This is a genomic window from Streptomyces sioyaensis (assembly GCF_004122735.1).
GTDB lineage: Bacteria > Actinomycetota > Actinomycetes > Streptomycetales > Streptomycetaceae > Streptomyces > Streptomyces sioyaensis.
This window is the reverse complement of the sequence record NZ_SDIF01000146.1, coordinates 1-14,052: the sequence shown is the minus strand read 5'-3', so window position 1 is coordinate 14,052 and position 14,052 is coordinate 1. Positions and strand designations below refer to the sequence as shown.

15 protein-coding genes are annotated in these 14,052 nt (G+C 72.6%); 7 read left to right on the top strand and 8 right to left on the bottom strand.

Annotated features, from left to right (window positions below; genetic code table 11):
• Positions 1-700: response regulator (locus EST54_RS30250; RefSeq protein WP_135796907.1), on the bottom strand; the 700-nt coding region annotated here is incomplete at its 3' end.
• Positions 697-1,929, bottom strand: a complete 1,233-nt coding sequence (locus EST54_RS30245) for a sensor histidine kinase (protein WP_129250894.1) — start codon at positions 1,927-1,929, stop codon at positions 697-699. The genes EST54_RS30250 and EST54_RS30245, both read right to left, overlap by 4 nt.
• A 173-nt stretch (positions 1,930-2,102) precedes the next feature.
• Here EST54_RS30245 and EST54_RS30240 point away from each other — a divergent pair, with 173 nt between their 5' ends.
• Positions 2,103-2,690 (top strand): hypothetical protein, encoded by a 588-nt coding sequence (locus tag EST54_RS30240; protein WP_129250893.1) that lies wholly within the window; start codon positions 2,103-2,105, stop codon positions 2,688-2,690.
• Positions 2,691-2,758: 68 nt separating this feature from the next.
• On the opposite strand, the gene EST54_RS30235 is transcribed toward EST54_RS30240, so the two are convergent.
• The 3 genes from EST54_RS30235 to EST54_RS30225 are packed head-to-tail and all read right to left on the bottom strand — an operon-like array spanning position 2,759 to position 4,888.
• Positions 2,759-3,331 (bottom strand): cob(I)yrinic acid a,c-diamide adenosyltransferase, encoded by a 573-nt coding sequence (locus tag EST54_RS30235; protein ID WP_129250892.1) that lies wholly within the window; start codon positions 3,329-3,331, stop codon positions 2,759-2,761.
• A gap of 10 nt (positions 3,332-3,341) precedes the next feature.
• Positions 3,342-4,097, bottom strand: coding sequence for an ABC transporter permease (locus EST54_RS30230; RefSeq protein WP_129250891.1), 756 nt, complete (start codon positions 4,095-4,097; stop codon positions 3,342-3,344).
• Positions 4,098-4,105: 8 nt separating this feature from the next.
• On the bottom strand, positions 4,106-4,888 hold the full coding sequence (locus EST54_RS30225) for an ABC transporter ATP-binding protein (protein WP_129250890.1): 783 nt from the start codon (positions 4,886-4,888) through the stop codon (positions 4,106-4,108).
• Positions 4,889-4,968: 80 nt separating this feature from the next.
• On the opposite strand from EST54_RS30225, the gene EST54_RS30220 reads away from it, so the two are divergent.
• The 4 genes from EST54_RS30220 to EST54_RS30205 all read left to right on the top strand — a co-directional run bounded on the left by EST54_RS30220 (position 4,969) and on the right by EST54_RS30205 (position 10,074).
• On the top strand, positions 4,969-5,610 hold the full coding sequence (locus EST54_RS30220; protein WP_129250889.1) for a TetR/AcrR family transcriptional regulator: 642 nt from the start codon (positions 4,969-4,971) through the stop codon (positions 5,608-5,610).
• Positions 5,611-5,822: 212 nt separating this feature from the next.
• On the top strand, positions 5,823-6,671 hold the full coding sequence (locus EST54_RS30215) for a 3-hydroxyacyl-CoA dehydrogenase family protein (RefSeq protein WP_006603078.1): 849 nt from the start codon (positions 5,823-5,825) through the stop codon (positions 6,669-6,671).
• A gap of 146 nt (positions 6,672-6,817) precedes the next feature.
• A complete protein-coding gene (locus EST54_RS30210) occupies positions 6,818-7,141 on the top strand; it encodes an STAS domain-containing protein (protein ID WP_006603077.1) in 324 nt (107 codons plus the stop codon).
• Between the two features lie 374 nt (positions 7,142-7,515).
• Entirely contained in the window at positions 7,516-10,074 is a 2,559-nt protein-coding gene (locus tag EST54_RS30205; RefSeq protein ID WP_129250888.1) for an ATP-binding protein, read from the top strand.
• A 115-nt stretch (positions 10,075-10,189) separates the two neighbouring features.
• Here EST54_RS30205 and nucS read toward each other — a convergent pair whose 3' ends face one another.
• Positions 10,190-10,852, bottom strand: coding sequence for an endonuclease NucS (nucS, locus tag EST54_RS30200; RefSeq protein ID WP_006603075.1), 663 nt, complete (start codon positions 10,850-10,852; stop codon positions 10,190-10,192).
• Positions 10,853-11,100: 248 nt separating this feature from the next.
• On the opposite strand from nucS, the gene EST54_RS30195 reads away from it, so the two are divergent.
• Positions 11,101-11,493: an SCO5389 family protein gene (locus tag EST54_RS30195; RefSeq protein WP_129250887.1), complete on the top strand. Its 393-nt coding sequence runs from the start codon at positions 11,101-11,103 to the stop codon at positions 11,491-11,493.
• 159 nt (positions 11,494-11,652) lie between these two features.
• Here EST54_RS30195 and EST54_RS30190 read toward each other — a convergent pair whose 3' ends face one another.
• A complete protein-coding gene (locus tag EST54_RS30190; protein ID WP_129250886.1) occupies positions 11,653-12,702 on the bottom strand; it encodes an LLM class flavin-dependent oxidoreductase in 1,050 nt (349 codons plus the stop codon).
• Between the two features lie 185 nt (positions 12,703-12,887).
• Between EST54_RS30190 and EST54_RS30185 the strand changes: the two genes are divergently transcribed.
• Entirely contained in the window at positions 12,888-13,205 is a 318-nt protein-coding gene (locus EST54_RS30185; protein ID WP_129250885.1) for an ATP/GTP-binding protein, read from the top strand.
• Positions 13,206-13,228: 23 nt separating this feature from the next.
• Here EST54_RS30185 and EST54_RS30180 read toward each other — a convergent pair.
• On the bottom strand, positions 13,229-14,052 hold an 824-nt coding region (locus EST54_RS30180), incomplete at its 5' end, for an ABC transporter permease (RefSeq protein WP_244942645.1).

The following is a 14,052-nucleotide window of genomic DNA, read 5'->3' as shown; positions in this document are numbered from 1 at the left end:
CCGCCCCCTCCGGCCCCTCCACCCCCAACTCCTGTGCCAGCACGGCCGCTTGTACCCGGCTGCGCAGCTCCAGCTTCGCCAGCAGCCGGCTGACGTGCGTCTTCACGGTGGCCTCCGCCATCACCAGCCGCAGCGCGATATCGGCGTTCGACAGCCCGCGCCCCAGACATCCCAGCACCTCCCGCTCGCGTGGCGTCAGCGCGTCCAGGACCCCCGGATCGGGCGCCGCCCCGTCCCGCGCCGGCCGCTCCGGCGTACGGGTGCCGGCGAACTCCGCGAGCAGCCGCCGGGTCACCGCCGGCGCGATCAGCCCCTCGCCGGACGCCACGGTGCGCACCGCGGTCAGCAGCGTGGCCGCGTCGCTGTCCTTGAGCAGAAAGCCCGCGGCCCCCGCCCGCAGCGCCCCGAAGACGTATTCGTCCAGGTCGAAGGTGGTCAGCACCAGCACGTCCGCCAGCTGCCCGTCGACGATCTGCCGGGTGGCGGAGACCCCGTCGAGCCGGGGCATCTGGAGGTCCATGAGGACCAGCGCGGGGCGCAGCGCGCGGGCGAGCCGTACCGCCTCCTCGCCGTCCGCAGCCTCCCCGACGACCTCGATGTCGGGGGCCGAACGCAGGATGAGGACGAGCCCGGCCCGGACGGCGGACTGGTCCTCGGCGACCAGGACCCGGATGGGCTGTGCCGCGCTGCCGGTCGTCATGGTGCTTCCTCCTCGGCGGGCAGTACTGCCCGTACCAGCCAGACCCTGCCGTCCGGCTCCTCTGCCGGCCCGGCCCGGAACACTCCGCCCAGCAGGGCGGTCCGCTCGCGCATCCCGATCAGACCGGCGCCGGAGCCGGGTGCCCGGGGGCGCGGCCGGTCGGCGAACGGGCTGCGGACGGCGACGGTGAGCGCCCCGTCGGGCTCCCGGGCGAGGCGTACCCGTACCTCGCCGGGGGCGGCGTGCTTGAGCGCGTTGGTCAGTGACTCCTGGACGATGCGGTACGCGGCCAGCTCGGCCGGGGCCGCGGGCTCCGGCGCGGCCCCGGCGCCGTGCGGGCCGCGGGCGTCGTCCAGCACGAAGGTCAGTCCGCTGCCCGCGCCGCTGGTACGGGCCTGGTCGAGCAGCGCGTCCAGGCCGTCGAGGGTGGGGGTCGCGGCGGGCGCGCCGTCCGCCCCGGTGGTCCTCGGGTCCCGCAACAGCCCGATGAGACGGCGCATTTCGGCCAGACCTTGCACGCTGTTCTCACGGATCACGCCGAGCGCCTCGTGGGTCGCCGACGGGTCGTCGATGGACTGGGCGGCGGTGGAGTGGATCGCGATGGCGGACAGATGGTTGGCGACCATGTCATGCAGTTCGCGCGCCATCCGGGCCCGTTCGCCGGCCACCGCCTGCGCCCGGTCCCGCTCGGCCAGCAGCGCGATCCGCTCGGCCCGCAGCCGGGCGGCCTCCGCGGCCTCGCGGTGTTCCCGGATCATCAGGCCTGTGGAGGCCGGGGCGATGGTGATCAGCGCGAGGCCGATGACGGCCAGGACGACCTGCGTGCTGTGCCACAGCGCGGTCAGTACGGCGGCCCCCAGGACCGTCACCACGACGGAGTGCAGCGGGATCCGGCGGGCCGCACCCGCCGAGCCGTAGAGCACCGACGCGTAGACCACGTCCGTGAACATCACGACGGTGGCGACCAGGGTGCCGGAGCAGATGTCCAGCGCCAGGGCCGGTACGGCGACGGCCAGTGCCGCCGGCGGGGCCGTACGGCGGATCAGCTCCGCCAGCGACATCGCGGTGAGCGCGAGCAGGGTCAGCGCGGGCGGCAGCCCCAGCAGCGGGGGCCCGCCGTGCAGCCCCAGGGCCCACAGCAGCAGCCCGCAGAGCAGCCCGCCGCCCGCGATGAGCACATCGTCGCGGTGCGGCCGGCCGGCGGCGGTGACGACGGACCGGGCAATCACCCCTCCATCCAACACGGCGCCACGGCCGGCCACCTCCACGTCAGGGACACCCGTCAGGGAGGCGGGCTACATCGAAAGATGCAGTCCCGGATCGTCGCGTACGACGACGTGCCGGGCGGCGGCCGCTGGAAGGCTCGGAGTGTGCGGCTCAAGGGCCGGGAGAGGAGTCAGCCGTGGTCGTCACGCTGATCATTGTCTGTGAGGTCGGCTTCTGGGTGCTGCTGGCGGCCGGTCTGGCGCTGCGCTATCTGGCAGGGTTGCGGCGCACCGGAGCGGCGGTGCTGCTGATGGAGCCGCTGTTGGAGCTGGTGTTGCTGGTCGTCACCGCGATCGACCTGAAGAACGGTGCGACGGCGGACTGGAAACACGGGCTGGCCGCCGTCTACATCGGCTACACCGTCGCCTACGGCCACTACACGATCTCGTGGGTCGACGGGCACGTCGCGCACCGCTTCGCGGGCGGCCCGCGGCCGGTGAAGCCGCCCCGCTACGGCCTGGCCCGCGCCCGGCACGAGGGCCTGTTGTGGCTGCGTACGGTGCTGATGGCCGTCGTCGCTTCCACGCTGCTGCAGTGCGCGATCTGGTACGTCGGCGACGGCGACACCGGCTCCCTGCGCAGCTGGCAGGCCGTCACGCTGCGCACCGTCGTCCTGCACGGCGTGATCGCGCTGACCTATCTCCTCTGGCCGAAGAAGGACCCGGGCCGGGATGCCGCCGCCGGCGGCGAAGCGGCCGGGCCGCGGGAGAAGACGCTGCGCTGAGGGCTCATTCCACGGGACGGCCCCGGCGCCCTGTCCGGCCGGGGCCGGACAGGAAGCAGGACGGCAGGTCAGCGCTCCCCGCCCGGCACCCACAGCACGTCCCCGACCTCCTTGTTGGCCGTACGGGCCAGGATGAACAGGAGGTCGGAGAGGCGGTTGAGGTAGGTGGCGGTCAGCGGGTTCATCGTGTCGCCGTGCTCCTCGAAGGCCGCCCAGGTCGCGCGCTCGGCGCGGCGGACGACCGTGCACGCCTGGTGCAGCAGCGCGGCACCGGCCGTACCGCCGGGGAGGATGAAGCTGCGCAGCTTCTCCAGCTCCGCCAGGAACCGGTCGCAGTCGGCCTCCAGCTTGTCGATGTAGCTCTGCTCGACGCGCAGCGGCGGGAACTCGGGGTTCTCCACCACCGGCGTCGACAGGTCCGCGCCGACGTCGAAGAGGTCGTTCTGCACCCGCAGCAGCACCGCGCTGACGTCCTCGGGGAGCGAGCCGAGCGCCAGGGCCACGCCGATGGCCGCATTGGCCTCGTTGGCGTCCGCGTACGCCGCGATCCGCGAGTCGGTCTTGGCGGTACGGCTCATGTCGCCCAGGGCGGTGGTGCCCTTGTCGCCGGTGCGGGTGTAGATGCGCGTCAGATTCACCATACGGGCGAGCCTACGCCGCGGACCTGCGGAAGGCCCGGGTGCACAGGGTCATGGACACCGTGACGAGGACGAGCGCCGCCAGGACGCCGTGGAGCATGGCCGAGGAGGCGTAGGAGCCGACGAACGCCGCCCGCACCGCGTCCACGAGATAGCGCAACGGCATGAAGTGCGACAGCACGTCGAGCCACTTGGGCCCCAGCGTCATCGGCAGCATCAGCCCGGACAGCAGCATCGAGGGCATGGTCAGGGAATTGATGACCGGCCCGAACTCCTGGGGCGTGTGCACCTTCAGCGCCAGTGCATACGACAGCGAGGCCAGCGCCACGGTCAGCACCGCGACGAACGCGAAGCCGATGAGGATGCCGGGAAGCGGCGCCCGCAGCCCCATGACCAGGGCCGCCAGCACCAGCAGCACCGCCTGGAAGACGAACAGCGCGGCATCCCGCAGCACCCGCCCCAGCAGCAGCGCCAGCCGGCTCACCGGCGTCACCCGCATCCGTTCCACGACCCCGTACTGCTTTTCGAGGATGATGCCGAAACCGCAGAACGAGGCGCCGAACAGGCCGAGTTGGAGCAGCAGCCCGGGCACCAGCACCTGCCAGGAGCTGCCGGTGGAGGACAGCGGCAGATCGGTCAGCAGCGGGCCGAAGAAGAGCAGATACAGCAGCGGCATCAGCACGCCGAAGAGCATCTGGAGCCGGGACCGCAGCGTCTGGCGGGCGTACCGCCCGAAGATCAGCGCGGTGTCGGAGAGAAACGAGGACACGAGGGCTCCTAGACGGCGACGGGGGTCCGGTCACCGGAGGCGGCGCTGCGCCCGGTGACGGCGAGGAAGGCGTCCTGGAGGGACGCGGCGGCCGAGCCCGCGTGGGCGCGCTTGAGGGCGTCCGGGGTGCCCTCCGCGACCACCACGCCCTGGTCGACGATCACCAGCCGGTCGGCCAGCGCGTCGGCCTCGTCGAGGTAGTGGGTGGTCAGGAAGACCGTGGTGCCGTGCTCCGTCCGGATCCGGCGGACCAGGTCCCACAGGTCGGCGCGGCTGCCCGGGTCGAGCCCGGTGGTCGGCTCGTCGAGGAACAGCACCTGGGGCCGGTGGGTGAGGCCCATCGCGAGGTCCAGCCGCCGCCGCTGTCCGCCGGAGAGGGTGGCGGTCTTGCGGTCGAGCAGCCCGGTCAGGCCCAGGTCGGCGGCCAACTCCTCAGTACGGGAGGCGGCTTCGGCCTTGCCGAGGCGGTAGAGGCGGGCCTGGGTGACCAGTTCCTCGCGCACCGAGACGTTCGGGTCGACGCCGCCGGACTGGGCGACGTAGCCGGAGGCGCGGCGGACGCCCAGCGGGTCGCGGACGAGGTCGCAGCCGGCCACGGTCGCGGTGCCGCCGGTGGGCGTCAGCAGGGTCGTGAGCATGCGCAGGGTGGTGGTCTTGCCGGCCCCGTTGGGGCCGAGGAAGCCGAGGATCTCGCCGCGTTCGGCGGTGAGGTCGATGCCGCGTACGGCCTCTACGGGGCCGCGCGGGGTGGTGAAGGTCCGGGCGAGGCCGGACGCGCTGAGGACTGCCATGCCCACAGAAAAACAGAGAGACTGAAAAATTGCAACGCCTCCAAAATTTCATGGTGCCCAGCGAAAGGTAGGGTGGGCGCATGGCAGAGGGACTCAGGGAGCGGAAGAAGCGGCAGACCCGCCAGTACATCTCCGACGTGGCCACCGGCCTCTTCCTGGAGCGCGGCTTCGACGCGGTGACCATCGCGGAGATCGCCGGAGCCGCGGAGGTCTCCGTGAACACCGTGTACAACTACTTCCCGGCCAAGGAAGACCTCTTCTTCGACCGCAGCAAGGGGGTCGCGGACCGGCTCTCGCGCTTCGTACGGGGCCGGGCGGCGGGGGAGTCCGCGGCCGTTGCCGTCCTGCGCGAGCTGCGCGAGGAGGTCGAGGCGGTCTCCCCGCGGGTCGGACTGATGGAGGGGTACGAGCGGTTCATGCGCGTGGTGCACGACGCGCCCACCCTCAAGGCCCGCCTCTGGTACCTCCAGCAGGAGGTCCACGACAACCTGGAGGTCACGCTCCGGGAGGAGACCGGCGCACCGGCCGACGACCCGCTGCCGGGCCTGATGGCGGGCCAGATCAACTGGGTGCACCAGAGTCTGATGCACTGGATCGCCCAGGCGATGCTCGCCGGCCGCAAGCCCGCGGAGGCCTCCCGGGAGGCGCTGGTCCTGCTCGACGAGATGGCGGACCTGCTGGGTGAAAAGGTGCTCAACTACGCCGTACGGACAGCCGGCTGACGACGGACTGTCCGGATCGTTCCGCCCGGGGCGTACCCCGTCGGTGTGATGTCCGTCATGGAGGAATCGGCGCCGCGGCGCGAAGGGCCTCGTTACGGGGCGGTGTCGCGTGACGCGCGGGCGTGACGCGCATCTCTAACCCTCCAAAGGATCGCTTACGAGCGCTAACGTCACCCAGGACCGTCAAATGCACAGGGTGTGAGGGGACAGCAGTGGCAAAGAAGCTCGCCGTCATCGGCGCCGGACTCATGGGGTCCGGTATCGCGCAGGTCTCCGCCCAGGCGGGCTGGGACGTGGTCCTCCGCGACGTGACGGACGAGGCGCTGGCCCGGGGCAAGGGTGGCATCGAGGCCTCGTACGAGAAGTTCGTCGCCAAGGGCAAGCTCGCGGCGTCCGACGCCGAAGCGGCGCTGGCCCGCATCACCACCACGACCGACATGGAAGCCGCCGCCGAGGCCGACATCGTCGTCGAGGCCGTCTTCGAGCGGATCGACGTCAAGCGGGAGATCTTCCAGACGCTGGACAAGCTCGTCAAGGACGAGGCGGTGCTGGCCTCCAACACGTCCGCCATTCCGATCACCAAGATCGCGGCGGCGACCTCCCGCCCCGAGCGGGTCGTCGGCACGCACTTCTTCTCGCCGGTGCCGATGATGCAGCTGTGCGAGCTGGTGCGCGGCTACAAGACCAGCGACGAAACGCTGGCCACCGCCCGGCAGTTCGCCGAGTCGGTCGGCAAGACCTGCGTCGTCGTCAACCGCGACGTCGCCGGCTTCGTCACCACCCGCCTGATCTCGGCACTGGTCGTCGAGGCCGCCAAGCTCTACGAATCCGGCGTGGCCAGCGCCGAGGACATCGACACCGCCTGCAAGTTGGGCTTCGGTCACGCGATGGGACCGCTCGCCACCGCCGACCTGACGGGCATCGACATCCTGCTGCACGCCACCGACAACATCTACACCGAGTCCCAGGACGAGAAGTTCGCACCGCCGGAGATCATGCGCCGGATGGTCGATGCGGGCGATATCGGACGCAAGAGTGGGCAGGGCTTCTACGAGCACTGATGCCCCGTCAGGCCCATCGGCCCCGATGGGCTCACCCCGCGGGGTGAATTCGGGTATCGGTTCGCTTACAGGCGGCAACTTCGCCGCATGAGAGGCAGTCAGACCTGTAGACGTCCAGGCACCACCCATGACACCGGGGAGCGCATATGCACATCAGGGGCGACCACGCCGAGCTGGTCGTCGGGGGCCGCCTCGACGTCCGCAGCGCGGCGGACGCCCGAACGGCCCTGCACGCCGCCGTCGACTCCGGTCGGGGCGATCTCGTGCTGGACCTGACCGAGCTGGATTCCTGGGATGCCACCGGCCTCGGTGTGATCATGGGCGCGCACCGCCGTGCGGGCCGGGTCAACCGCAGGCTGGTGCTGCGCGGAGTACCGCCCCAGATGCAGCGCCTGCTGGTCGCCACCCGGCTGCACCGCATCCTCGCGATCGAGGGCGGCATCGAAGCGGAAACGCTTCCGCGGGTGTGAGGCACGGGCGGTACGCCGCCCGGACGGCCCGCGCGCAGTCGGGACGGGACCGGCGATCAGAAACGCACGGCACAGCGCGTCGAAGTATGCCGAGCCGAGTGAGAGAAATGTCGTAAACAGCGCGACACCGACCAATCCCGGAAGTTCCGGTCAGGAGCCGCCCCCGGCGGTGCGCCGGTCCGCGCTTCAGGTCTAAGGTTCGGTTCCCGCCCGTATGTCATCATCCGCGGCGGGAACCGGACCGGACGCGACGGCCAAGGACGAGCTGCCGGGGCCGGAGGGGCGCGGCCGGCACGCAGCGGAGCCGGCACGACGCCCGGCCTCCTGGATGCCCGGCGAGGCGGCGCGGAACGAAGCATCTGGGAGCTTGCAGCATGGACCCGAACACTCACCGGGGACCCGAGGAGCACGGCGAGCAGGACGGCCCTGCCGAGCCGCCGGCCCTCGCGTTCGGCGGCCCGCAGGGCGGCTCCCGGGGGACCGCCCGCGTCGTCCGGCTCGTCTCGGGTCCCTACCTCGTCACCGTCAACCCCGTCGACGGCAGCGAAATAGAACCCTGCCCGCCCGGAGAGGTCCCCGCGGCCCTCGGCCGGCTCGACCAGGAGGAACGCGCCGCGGCCGCCCGGGCGGCGGCGCCCCCGCCGCCCCCGGGCCCGCCCGCGGCCACCGGGCAGCAGGCCGTCCTCGAAGAGCGCACCGAGGACACCGAGCGCCTGGTCCGGCTGCTCTCCCGCGGCCGCTCGGTACGCGTCACCGGGCCCTCCGGCTCGGGTCGCACCCGGCTGCTGGACGCCGTCGCCGACGCCTGCGCCGACCTCGCCCCGGACGGGGTGATCCGGCTGTCCGGCTACCACCGCAACGTCACCGACCTGCTGTACGCGCTGTTCGCCGCCGTCCACCGCGCCCCGCAGCACCGCCCCGACCGGGCCGAGATGCTGCGCATGGTCGCCGGGATCGGCGGGATCGTCGTCCTGGACGACCTGGAGTTCGGCGGCGCCGCGCTCGACGAGCTGCTCGCCGCCACCCCCGAATGCGCCTTCCTGCTCGCCGCCACCCCCGACGTCGCGGCCCCCAGCGCCGGCTCGCACGTCGAAGAGGTCTTCCTCGGCGGCCTCGGCCGCGGTGGCTGCGTACGGATGCTGGAGCGCGCCGTGGACCGGCCGCTCACCGACGACGAGGAGGCCTGGGCCGCCGACCTCTGGTTCGAGTCCGAGGGGCTGCCGCTGCGGTTCGTGCAGGCGGCCGCCCTGCTGCGGCAGCGCGACCGGATGCTCGCCGAGCCGGGGGCCCTCGACGACGGTTACGGCCTCTTCCCCGCGGAGGCGGACACCGACGAGCCGCCCGCCGGGGCGGGCGAGCACCCCGAGGTGCCGCTGCCGTCCCTCGGCGAGGCCGCCGCCCCCGCCCCGCTGCTGGCCTCCCGGCTGAGCGAAGCCGCCCGGGAGACGCTGCGGATCGCCGTCGCGCTCGGCGGCGAGCTGCCGCACCAGGCGCATCTGCCGGCCCTCACCGAGGACACCCGCGCCGACGCCGCCCTCGGCGAACTGCTGGCCTGCGGCCTGATCACCCCGGTCGCCGGGCACTACCGGCTCGCCGCCACCGTCCAGGACCAGCTGGCCGCGGACGGCTACGCGGAGGGCGCCGCGGCCCGGGCCCACACCGTCGCCCAGCACTACGCCTGGTGGGCCGGCCACCCCTCGGTCACCCCCGAACGGGCCGCTGCGGAGTCCGATGTGGCGCTGGCCGCGATGGGCGTACTGACCGGCAGCCGGGAGGGCGGGCACACCAGCGCCGCCGTGCTGCTCGCCCGTACGGCCGCCCCGGCGTTCGCCGCGGCGCTGCACTGGAGCGCCTGGGAGCGCAGCCTGCGGCACGGCCAGGAGGCCGCGCGGCTGGCCGGCGAGGTCGCCGAAGAGGCCTACTTCCACCATGAGCTGGGCGTGCTGGCGCTGTGCACCGGCAACCTCGACAAGGCGCGCGCCGAGCTGGAGGCCTCCATCGGGCTGCGCGGTGTGCTCTCCGACCGCAATGGCGCGGTGGCCGGACGCCGCGCCCTGGCGCTGGTCACCGACAGCTCCCGGGCCGCGGCCGCCGCGGCGGCCACCACCGCTCTGCCACAGGCATCCGGCGCGGCCGCAACCCGGAAGACGACCACGGCGAAGAGCCCGGCCGCCACACCGGCCGCGGGGGTCCCGGCCGCGAAGCCACGGACGCCGCGGACCAAGGACGCCGCGGCGACGATCGTCGCCCGCAGTTCCTCCTCGGCCGCCGCCACGACGGCCGTCCCGGCCGTGACCGTGAGCCGCACGGCAGGCGGGAAGCGGGTGTTCGGCATGGCCCGCCGCAACGTCGTGGCCGCCGGCGCCGGCGCCCTGCTGGCCGCCGTCCTCGGCACCGTCGTCACGCTCAGCATGGCGTCCGGCGACGCGCGCCACGACGACAAGGTCAGCACCGAGCAGAGCACGGACGACGGCAACGCCACCGACACCCCGGAGGAGCAGCCCGGTACCGGCACCGGCCGGCCGCCGGCACAGCAGCCCGGCACGACCCGGGCCGGCACCCCGGGCACCCCCGGCCACCAGGCGTCCCCGTCCCCGTCGGCTTCCGGCCCCGCCACCAGCGGTTCGCCCGCCGGCACCGGCCCGACGGACCCGACGACCGGCCCCACCGAACCGACCGGGCGCCCCACCACGCCCACCGGCCGGCCGACCCGCACCACCCGGCCGCCGACGGACGAGCCGAGCAGCACGCCGACCGGTTCGTCGAGCCCCTCGCCCTCGCAGAGCCCGTCCGGCGACCCGACGACGCAGAGCCCCTCACAGTCCGTGGCCGCGCCCTCGGACAGCGGCTCCACCGGGGGCGGTTCGTCCGGCGGCACACCGTCGGACGGCAGCGCCTCCTCCGCCGGTACGGCGAGCTCCTCGACGGGCTGACGCCCCGCACCACCACAGCGCAACGGCCCGGTACGTGACCGGGCCGTTGCGCTGCGCCGTCCCCGGGGGCGGCTCCCGGGGATCATGGCCGAAGAAGTCCCCCGGGCCGACGGGGTCAGAACAGCCGGAGCTTGTCGTCCTCGATGCCGCGCAGCGCGTCGTAGTCCAGGACGACACAGTCGATACCGCGGTCGGTGGCCAGCACCCGCGCCTGCGGCTTGATCTCCTGAGCGGCGAAGACGCCCTTCACCGGGGCCAGATGCGGGTCACGGTTGAGGAGTTCGAGATAGCGGGTGAGCTGCTCGACGCCGTCGATCTCACCACGTCGCTTGATCTCGACGGCGACGGTCCGGTGATCGGCATCCCGGCACAAGATATCCACCGGGCCGATGGCAGTGGGGTATTCACGCCGAATCAGGGAGTATCCCTCGCCGAGGGTTTCGATCCGGTCCGCGAGCAACTCCTGGAGGTGCGCCTCCACCCCGTCCTTGATGAGCCCCGGGTCGACGCCGAGTTCGTGCGAGGAGTCGTGCATGACCTCCTCCAGGGTGATGATGAGCTTCTCGCCGCCCTTGTTCTCCACCGTCCACACGTCCCCGTCGGCCTCCTTGAGGGTGCACGGCGGCGACATCCAATTGAGGGGTTTGTAGGCCCGGTCGTCCGCGTGCACGGAGACGGAGCCGTCGGCCTTCACGAGGATGAGGCGAGGGGCCGAGGGGAGATGGGCGGTGAGCCGGCCCGCGTAGTCCACGGAGCAGCGGGCGATGACGAGACGCATGGGGCGAAACGCTACTCGACCGGAGGCCCCGCACGCGATTCGCCCTGGATCACCGGGCCTTTACGGGGGAAATCCCCGCACCCCCGGCGCTCGCCAATGGCCGGTTGTATGTGCAATCTCCTGGTGCGGGCACCTTGCGCGGCATACCGTTGAAGCGGGGGGTCGTGAGGCGAACACGCTCTGTCGCGAACCCCCTGTCCCGTCCCTAGGCCCTGTCCGTCCCGGCGGGGCCGCGAGAGGAGAACCTCATGTCGCTCGACGTCTCACCGGCCCTCCTCGAACAGGCCGAGCGAGGCGAGGTCGACGAAGCCGCATTTGTCGACTGCGTCCGGACCTCCCTGCCCTACGCATGGGGGATGATCAGCTCTCTGGTGGCCCAGCTGAAGGTGGACGGCGGAGAGTTCGCCGACAATCAGACGCCTCCGCCGGACGAGCAGGCGCGCGGGCAGTTGCTGCGCGCACTGGCGAGTGACGCCATCCGTGGTTCGCTGGAGCGGCACTTCGGTGTGCGGCTCGCCTTTCAGAACTGCCACCGGGTCGCGGTCTTCCCGCTCGACCCGGCGGTGGCCGACCGCCTGGCCCGATTCACCTCCATACGGGGCCAGCTGCTGAACCAGTCGCCGCAACTCCGCGACTGCTGAGCGCCGTTGCTGCCGCTGGGCACAGGATTGTGAGACGCACCGTGCCGGTGTGCCAGCGGCAGCACTCTCCCAGGACGGGGAAACAACTCCGGGCACGGCACGCGGCTCCACCGCGCGCGGGCACCGTCACCCGCGCACGGCAGCGCCGCGCCGGGCCGGTCAGCCCAGCTGCGGCAGGACCTCCGCGCCCAGTCGGCGCACGTTCTCCTCCGTCGCCGCGAGGTCACCCGAGCCCTCGACGAGCAGCGCGAAGCGGGTGATGCCCGTACGCTCCGAGGTCGCCGCCAGCCGGTCCGCGCACAGCTGGGGTGTGCCGACGGGATGCAGCCCGCACAGCAGCTCCGTATAGGCCAGCGGATCGCGCATCGCGCGATAGCGGCCGTCGACGGTCACATGCGCGCCCAGGCCCTGCCGCAGCCAGCCGGGCATCGCCTTGGTCAGCGACTCCCGCGCCGCCTCCCGGCCGTCGGCGACCTGCACCACGCCCGCCGAGACATGCGCGGCCGCGGCCACCTCGTCGCCGTCCCGGCCGGCCTCCCGGGCGGCCGACCGCCACAACGCGACCATCTCCGCCTTCTCCTCGTCGCCGCAGTGCATGCCCAGCAGCATCGGCAGCCCGCGTGCGGCGGCGGTCCGCACCGAGGCGGCGGAGGTGCAGGCCACCACCACCGGCGGGCCCGTGGGCCCGGCACACGGATCGTCCGGATCGGTCAGCGCCTGATCCGGCCGCGGCACCACCTCCACCTCCCGGAACGCATAGCGCTCGCCCTGCGCGCCGACCCGCGGCTCCCGCAGCCAGCGCAGCAGCAGATCGAGGGATTCCGGGAAGCCGTGGTCGTACGCGGCGAGCCCGGAGCCGAACACCTCCAGATCGACCCAGGGGCCGCCGCGGCCGACGCCGAGCGTGAACCGGCCGCCGGCGGTGAGATGCAGCAGCGCCGCCTGCTCGCCGAGCGTCACCGGATGCTGGGTCGGCAGCACGCTCACCGCCGTCCCGACCCCGATCCGGCGGGTGCGCCCCAGCAGCAGCGCCGCCAGCGTCACCGCGCTCGGACAGACGCCGTACGGTACGAAGTGGTGTTCCGCCAGCCAGACATCGTCGAGCCCGGCCTCCTCCGCGACCTCCGCGGAGCGCACCGCGCGGTGCAGTGCTTCCCCCTGTCCCTGACCGGGAAATTGAGCGGCCAGGATGAAAGCTCCAACTCGCATCGCTCTCTGCCTCCTCGCAGCCGACGCGACTCCCCCCACCGGCAACAACGGGTGACACGTGCCAAGGGCACGGCCTGACGGGAAATTTCCCGATGATCGCAGAAACCTGCCGAGCGGAGTCCACCCCTGACCGAGCCGCGTACGCTGGTGACATCCCGTGACCCCGTGACCCTCCGAGGTGCTCTGTGTCCCCGCGTCGAAACCGCCTGCCCGGCGGCGCGAAGCCCGTCGACCGCACGGGCGGTGACCGTTACGGCCTGGAACGTACCGAGGAGTGGCGCGGCGAGACCTGGGTCGTGAGGCAGGTGGGCGGCGGCGGCGCGGCCAAGCACTACCGCTGCCCCGGCTGTGACCAGGAGATCCCGCCCGGGGTGCCGCATGTCGTCGCCTGGCAGCAGCACGGCGATGTCGACGACCGCCGGCACTGGCACAAGGCGTGCTGGAACGCACGGGACCGCCGGAGCGCACGGCTCCAGCGGTCCCGGAACGCGCCCAGATACTGAGCGGTTGAGAAGGGTGCGCGGCGTCAGACGTCGCGCTGGGCGACGGCTGCGTAGGCGCCGCCCAACACCACCGCGGTCACTCCGGCAAGGATCCACAGCGGCGTCCAGCCGGTCGGACCCGTGGGGAGGAACGGGATGTCGTAGAGGGTCGCCAGGGCGCTCGGCACCGAGTACTCGATCAGCGTCCGCTGGATGTCCTTGACGCTCTCACCCTGCAGGAACAGCGCCAGCAGCATCGGCAGCAGCACCACACCCATCATCGTGCTGATGGCGCCCGCGGAGTGCCGCAGCAGGGCACCGACGGCCAGCGCCAGCAGGCCGAGCAGCGCGACGTACAGACCGGCACCGAGGGTGGCGCGCAGCCACTGGTCGGTGGTCGGCGCGGGGCCGTTGAGCATGCCGGTGTCGAGCAGCGCGACCAGGGTGGTGGCGACCGTGGTCAGTATCAGCGCGAGGGTGAAGAAGACGACGGCCTTCGCGGTCAGCACCCGCACGCGGCTGGGGCAGGCGGTCAGCGTCGTACGGATCATGCCGGTGCCGTACTCGGACGAGATCGACAGCACGCCGAGGGTGATCACGCACAGGCTGCCGAGCAGCACGCCGACGAAGCCGACGCCGAGCAGCGGGTCCATCTCGCGTTCGGAGCCCGCCGCGACGCTGGCCAGCAGACCGATGCCCACGGTCAGGACGACCATCACGCCCAGCGTCCAGATCGTCGAGCGCAGCGAGCGGATCTTCGTCCACTCGGAGGCCAGCGCATGGCCGAGGTGGGTGGGGCGCACGGGGATGGGGGAGACATAGCCGCCCGCTCCGGCCCAGGCCTGCTGGGGGTGGGCCTGCTGGGGGG

Excerpts from the sequence above, each read along its gene's own strand:
- EST54_RS30190 (WP_129250886.1), bottom strand. The coding sequence starts at position 12,702 with ATGCGAGTTGGAGCTTTCATCCTGGCCGCTCAATTTCCCGGTCAGGGA.
- EST54_RS30225 (WP_129250890.1), bottom strand. The coding sequence starts at position 4,888 with ATGGCAGTCCTCAGCGCGTCCGGCCTCGCCCGGACCTTCACCACCCCG.
- EST54_RS30235 (WP_129250892.1), bottom strand. The coding sequence starts at position 3,331 with ATGGTGAATCTGACGCGCATCTACACCCGCACCGGCGACAAGGGCACC.
- nucS (WP_006603075.1), bottom strand. The coding sequence starts at position 10,852 with ATGCGTCTCGTCATCGCCCGCTGCTCCGTGGACTACGCGGGCCGGCTC.
- EST54_RS30210 (WP_006603077.1), top strand. The coding sequence starts at position 6,818 with ATGCACATCAGGGGCGACCACGCCGAGCTGGTCGTCGGGGGCCGCCTC.
- EST54_RS30220 (WP_129250889.1), top strand. The coding sequence starts at position 4,969 with ATGGCAGAGGGACTCAGGGAGCGGAAGAAGCGGCAGACCCGCCAGTAC.
- EST54_RS30205 (WP_129250888.1), top strand. The coding sequence starts at position 7,516 with ATGGACCCGAACACTCACCGGGGACCCGAGGAGCACGGCGAGCAGGAC.
- EST54_RS30195 (WP_129250887.1), top strand. The coding sequence starts at position 11,101 with ATGTCGCTCGACGTCTCACCGGCCCTCCTCGAACAGGCCGAGCGAGGC.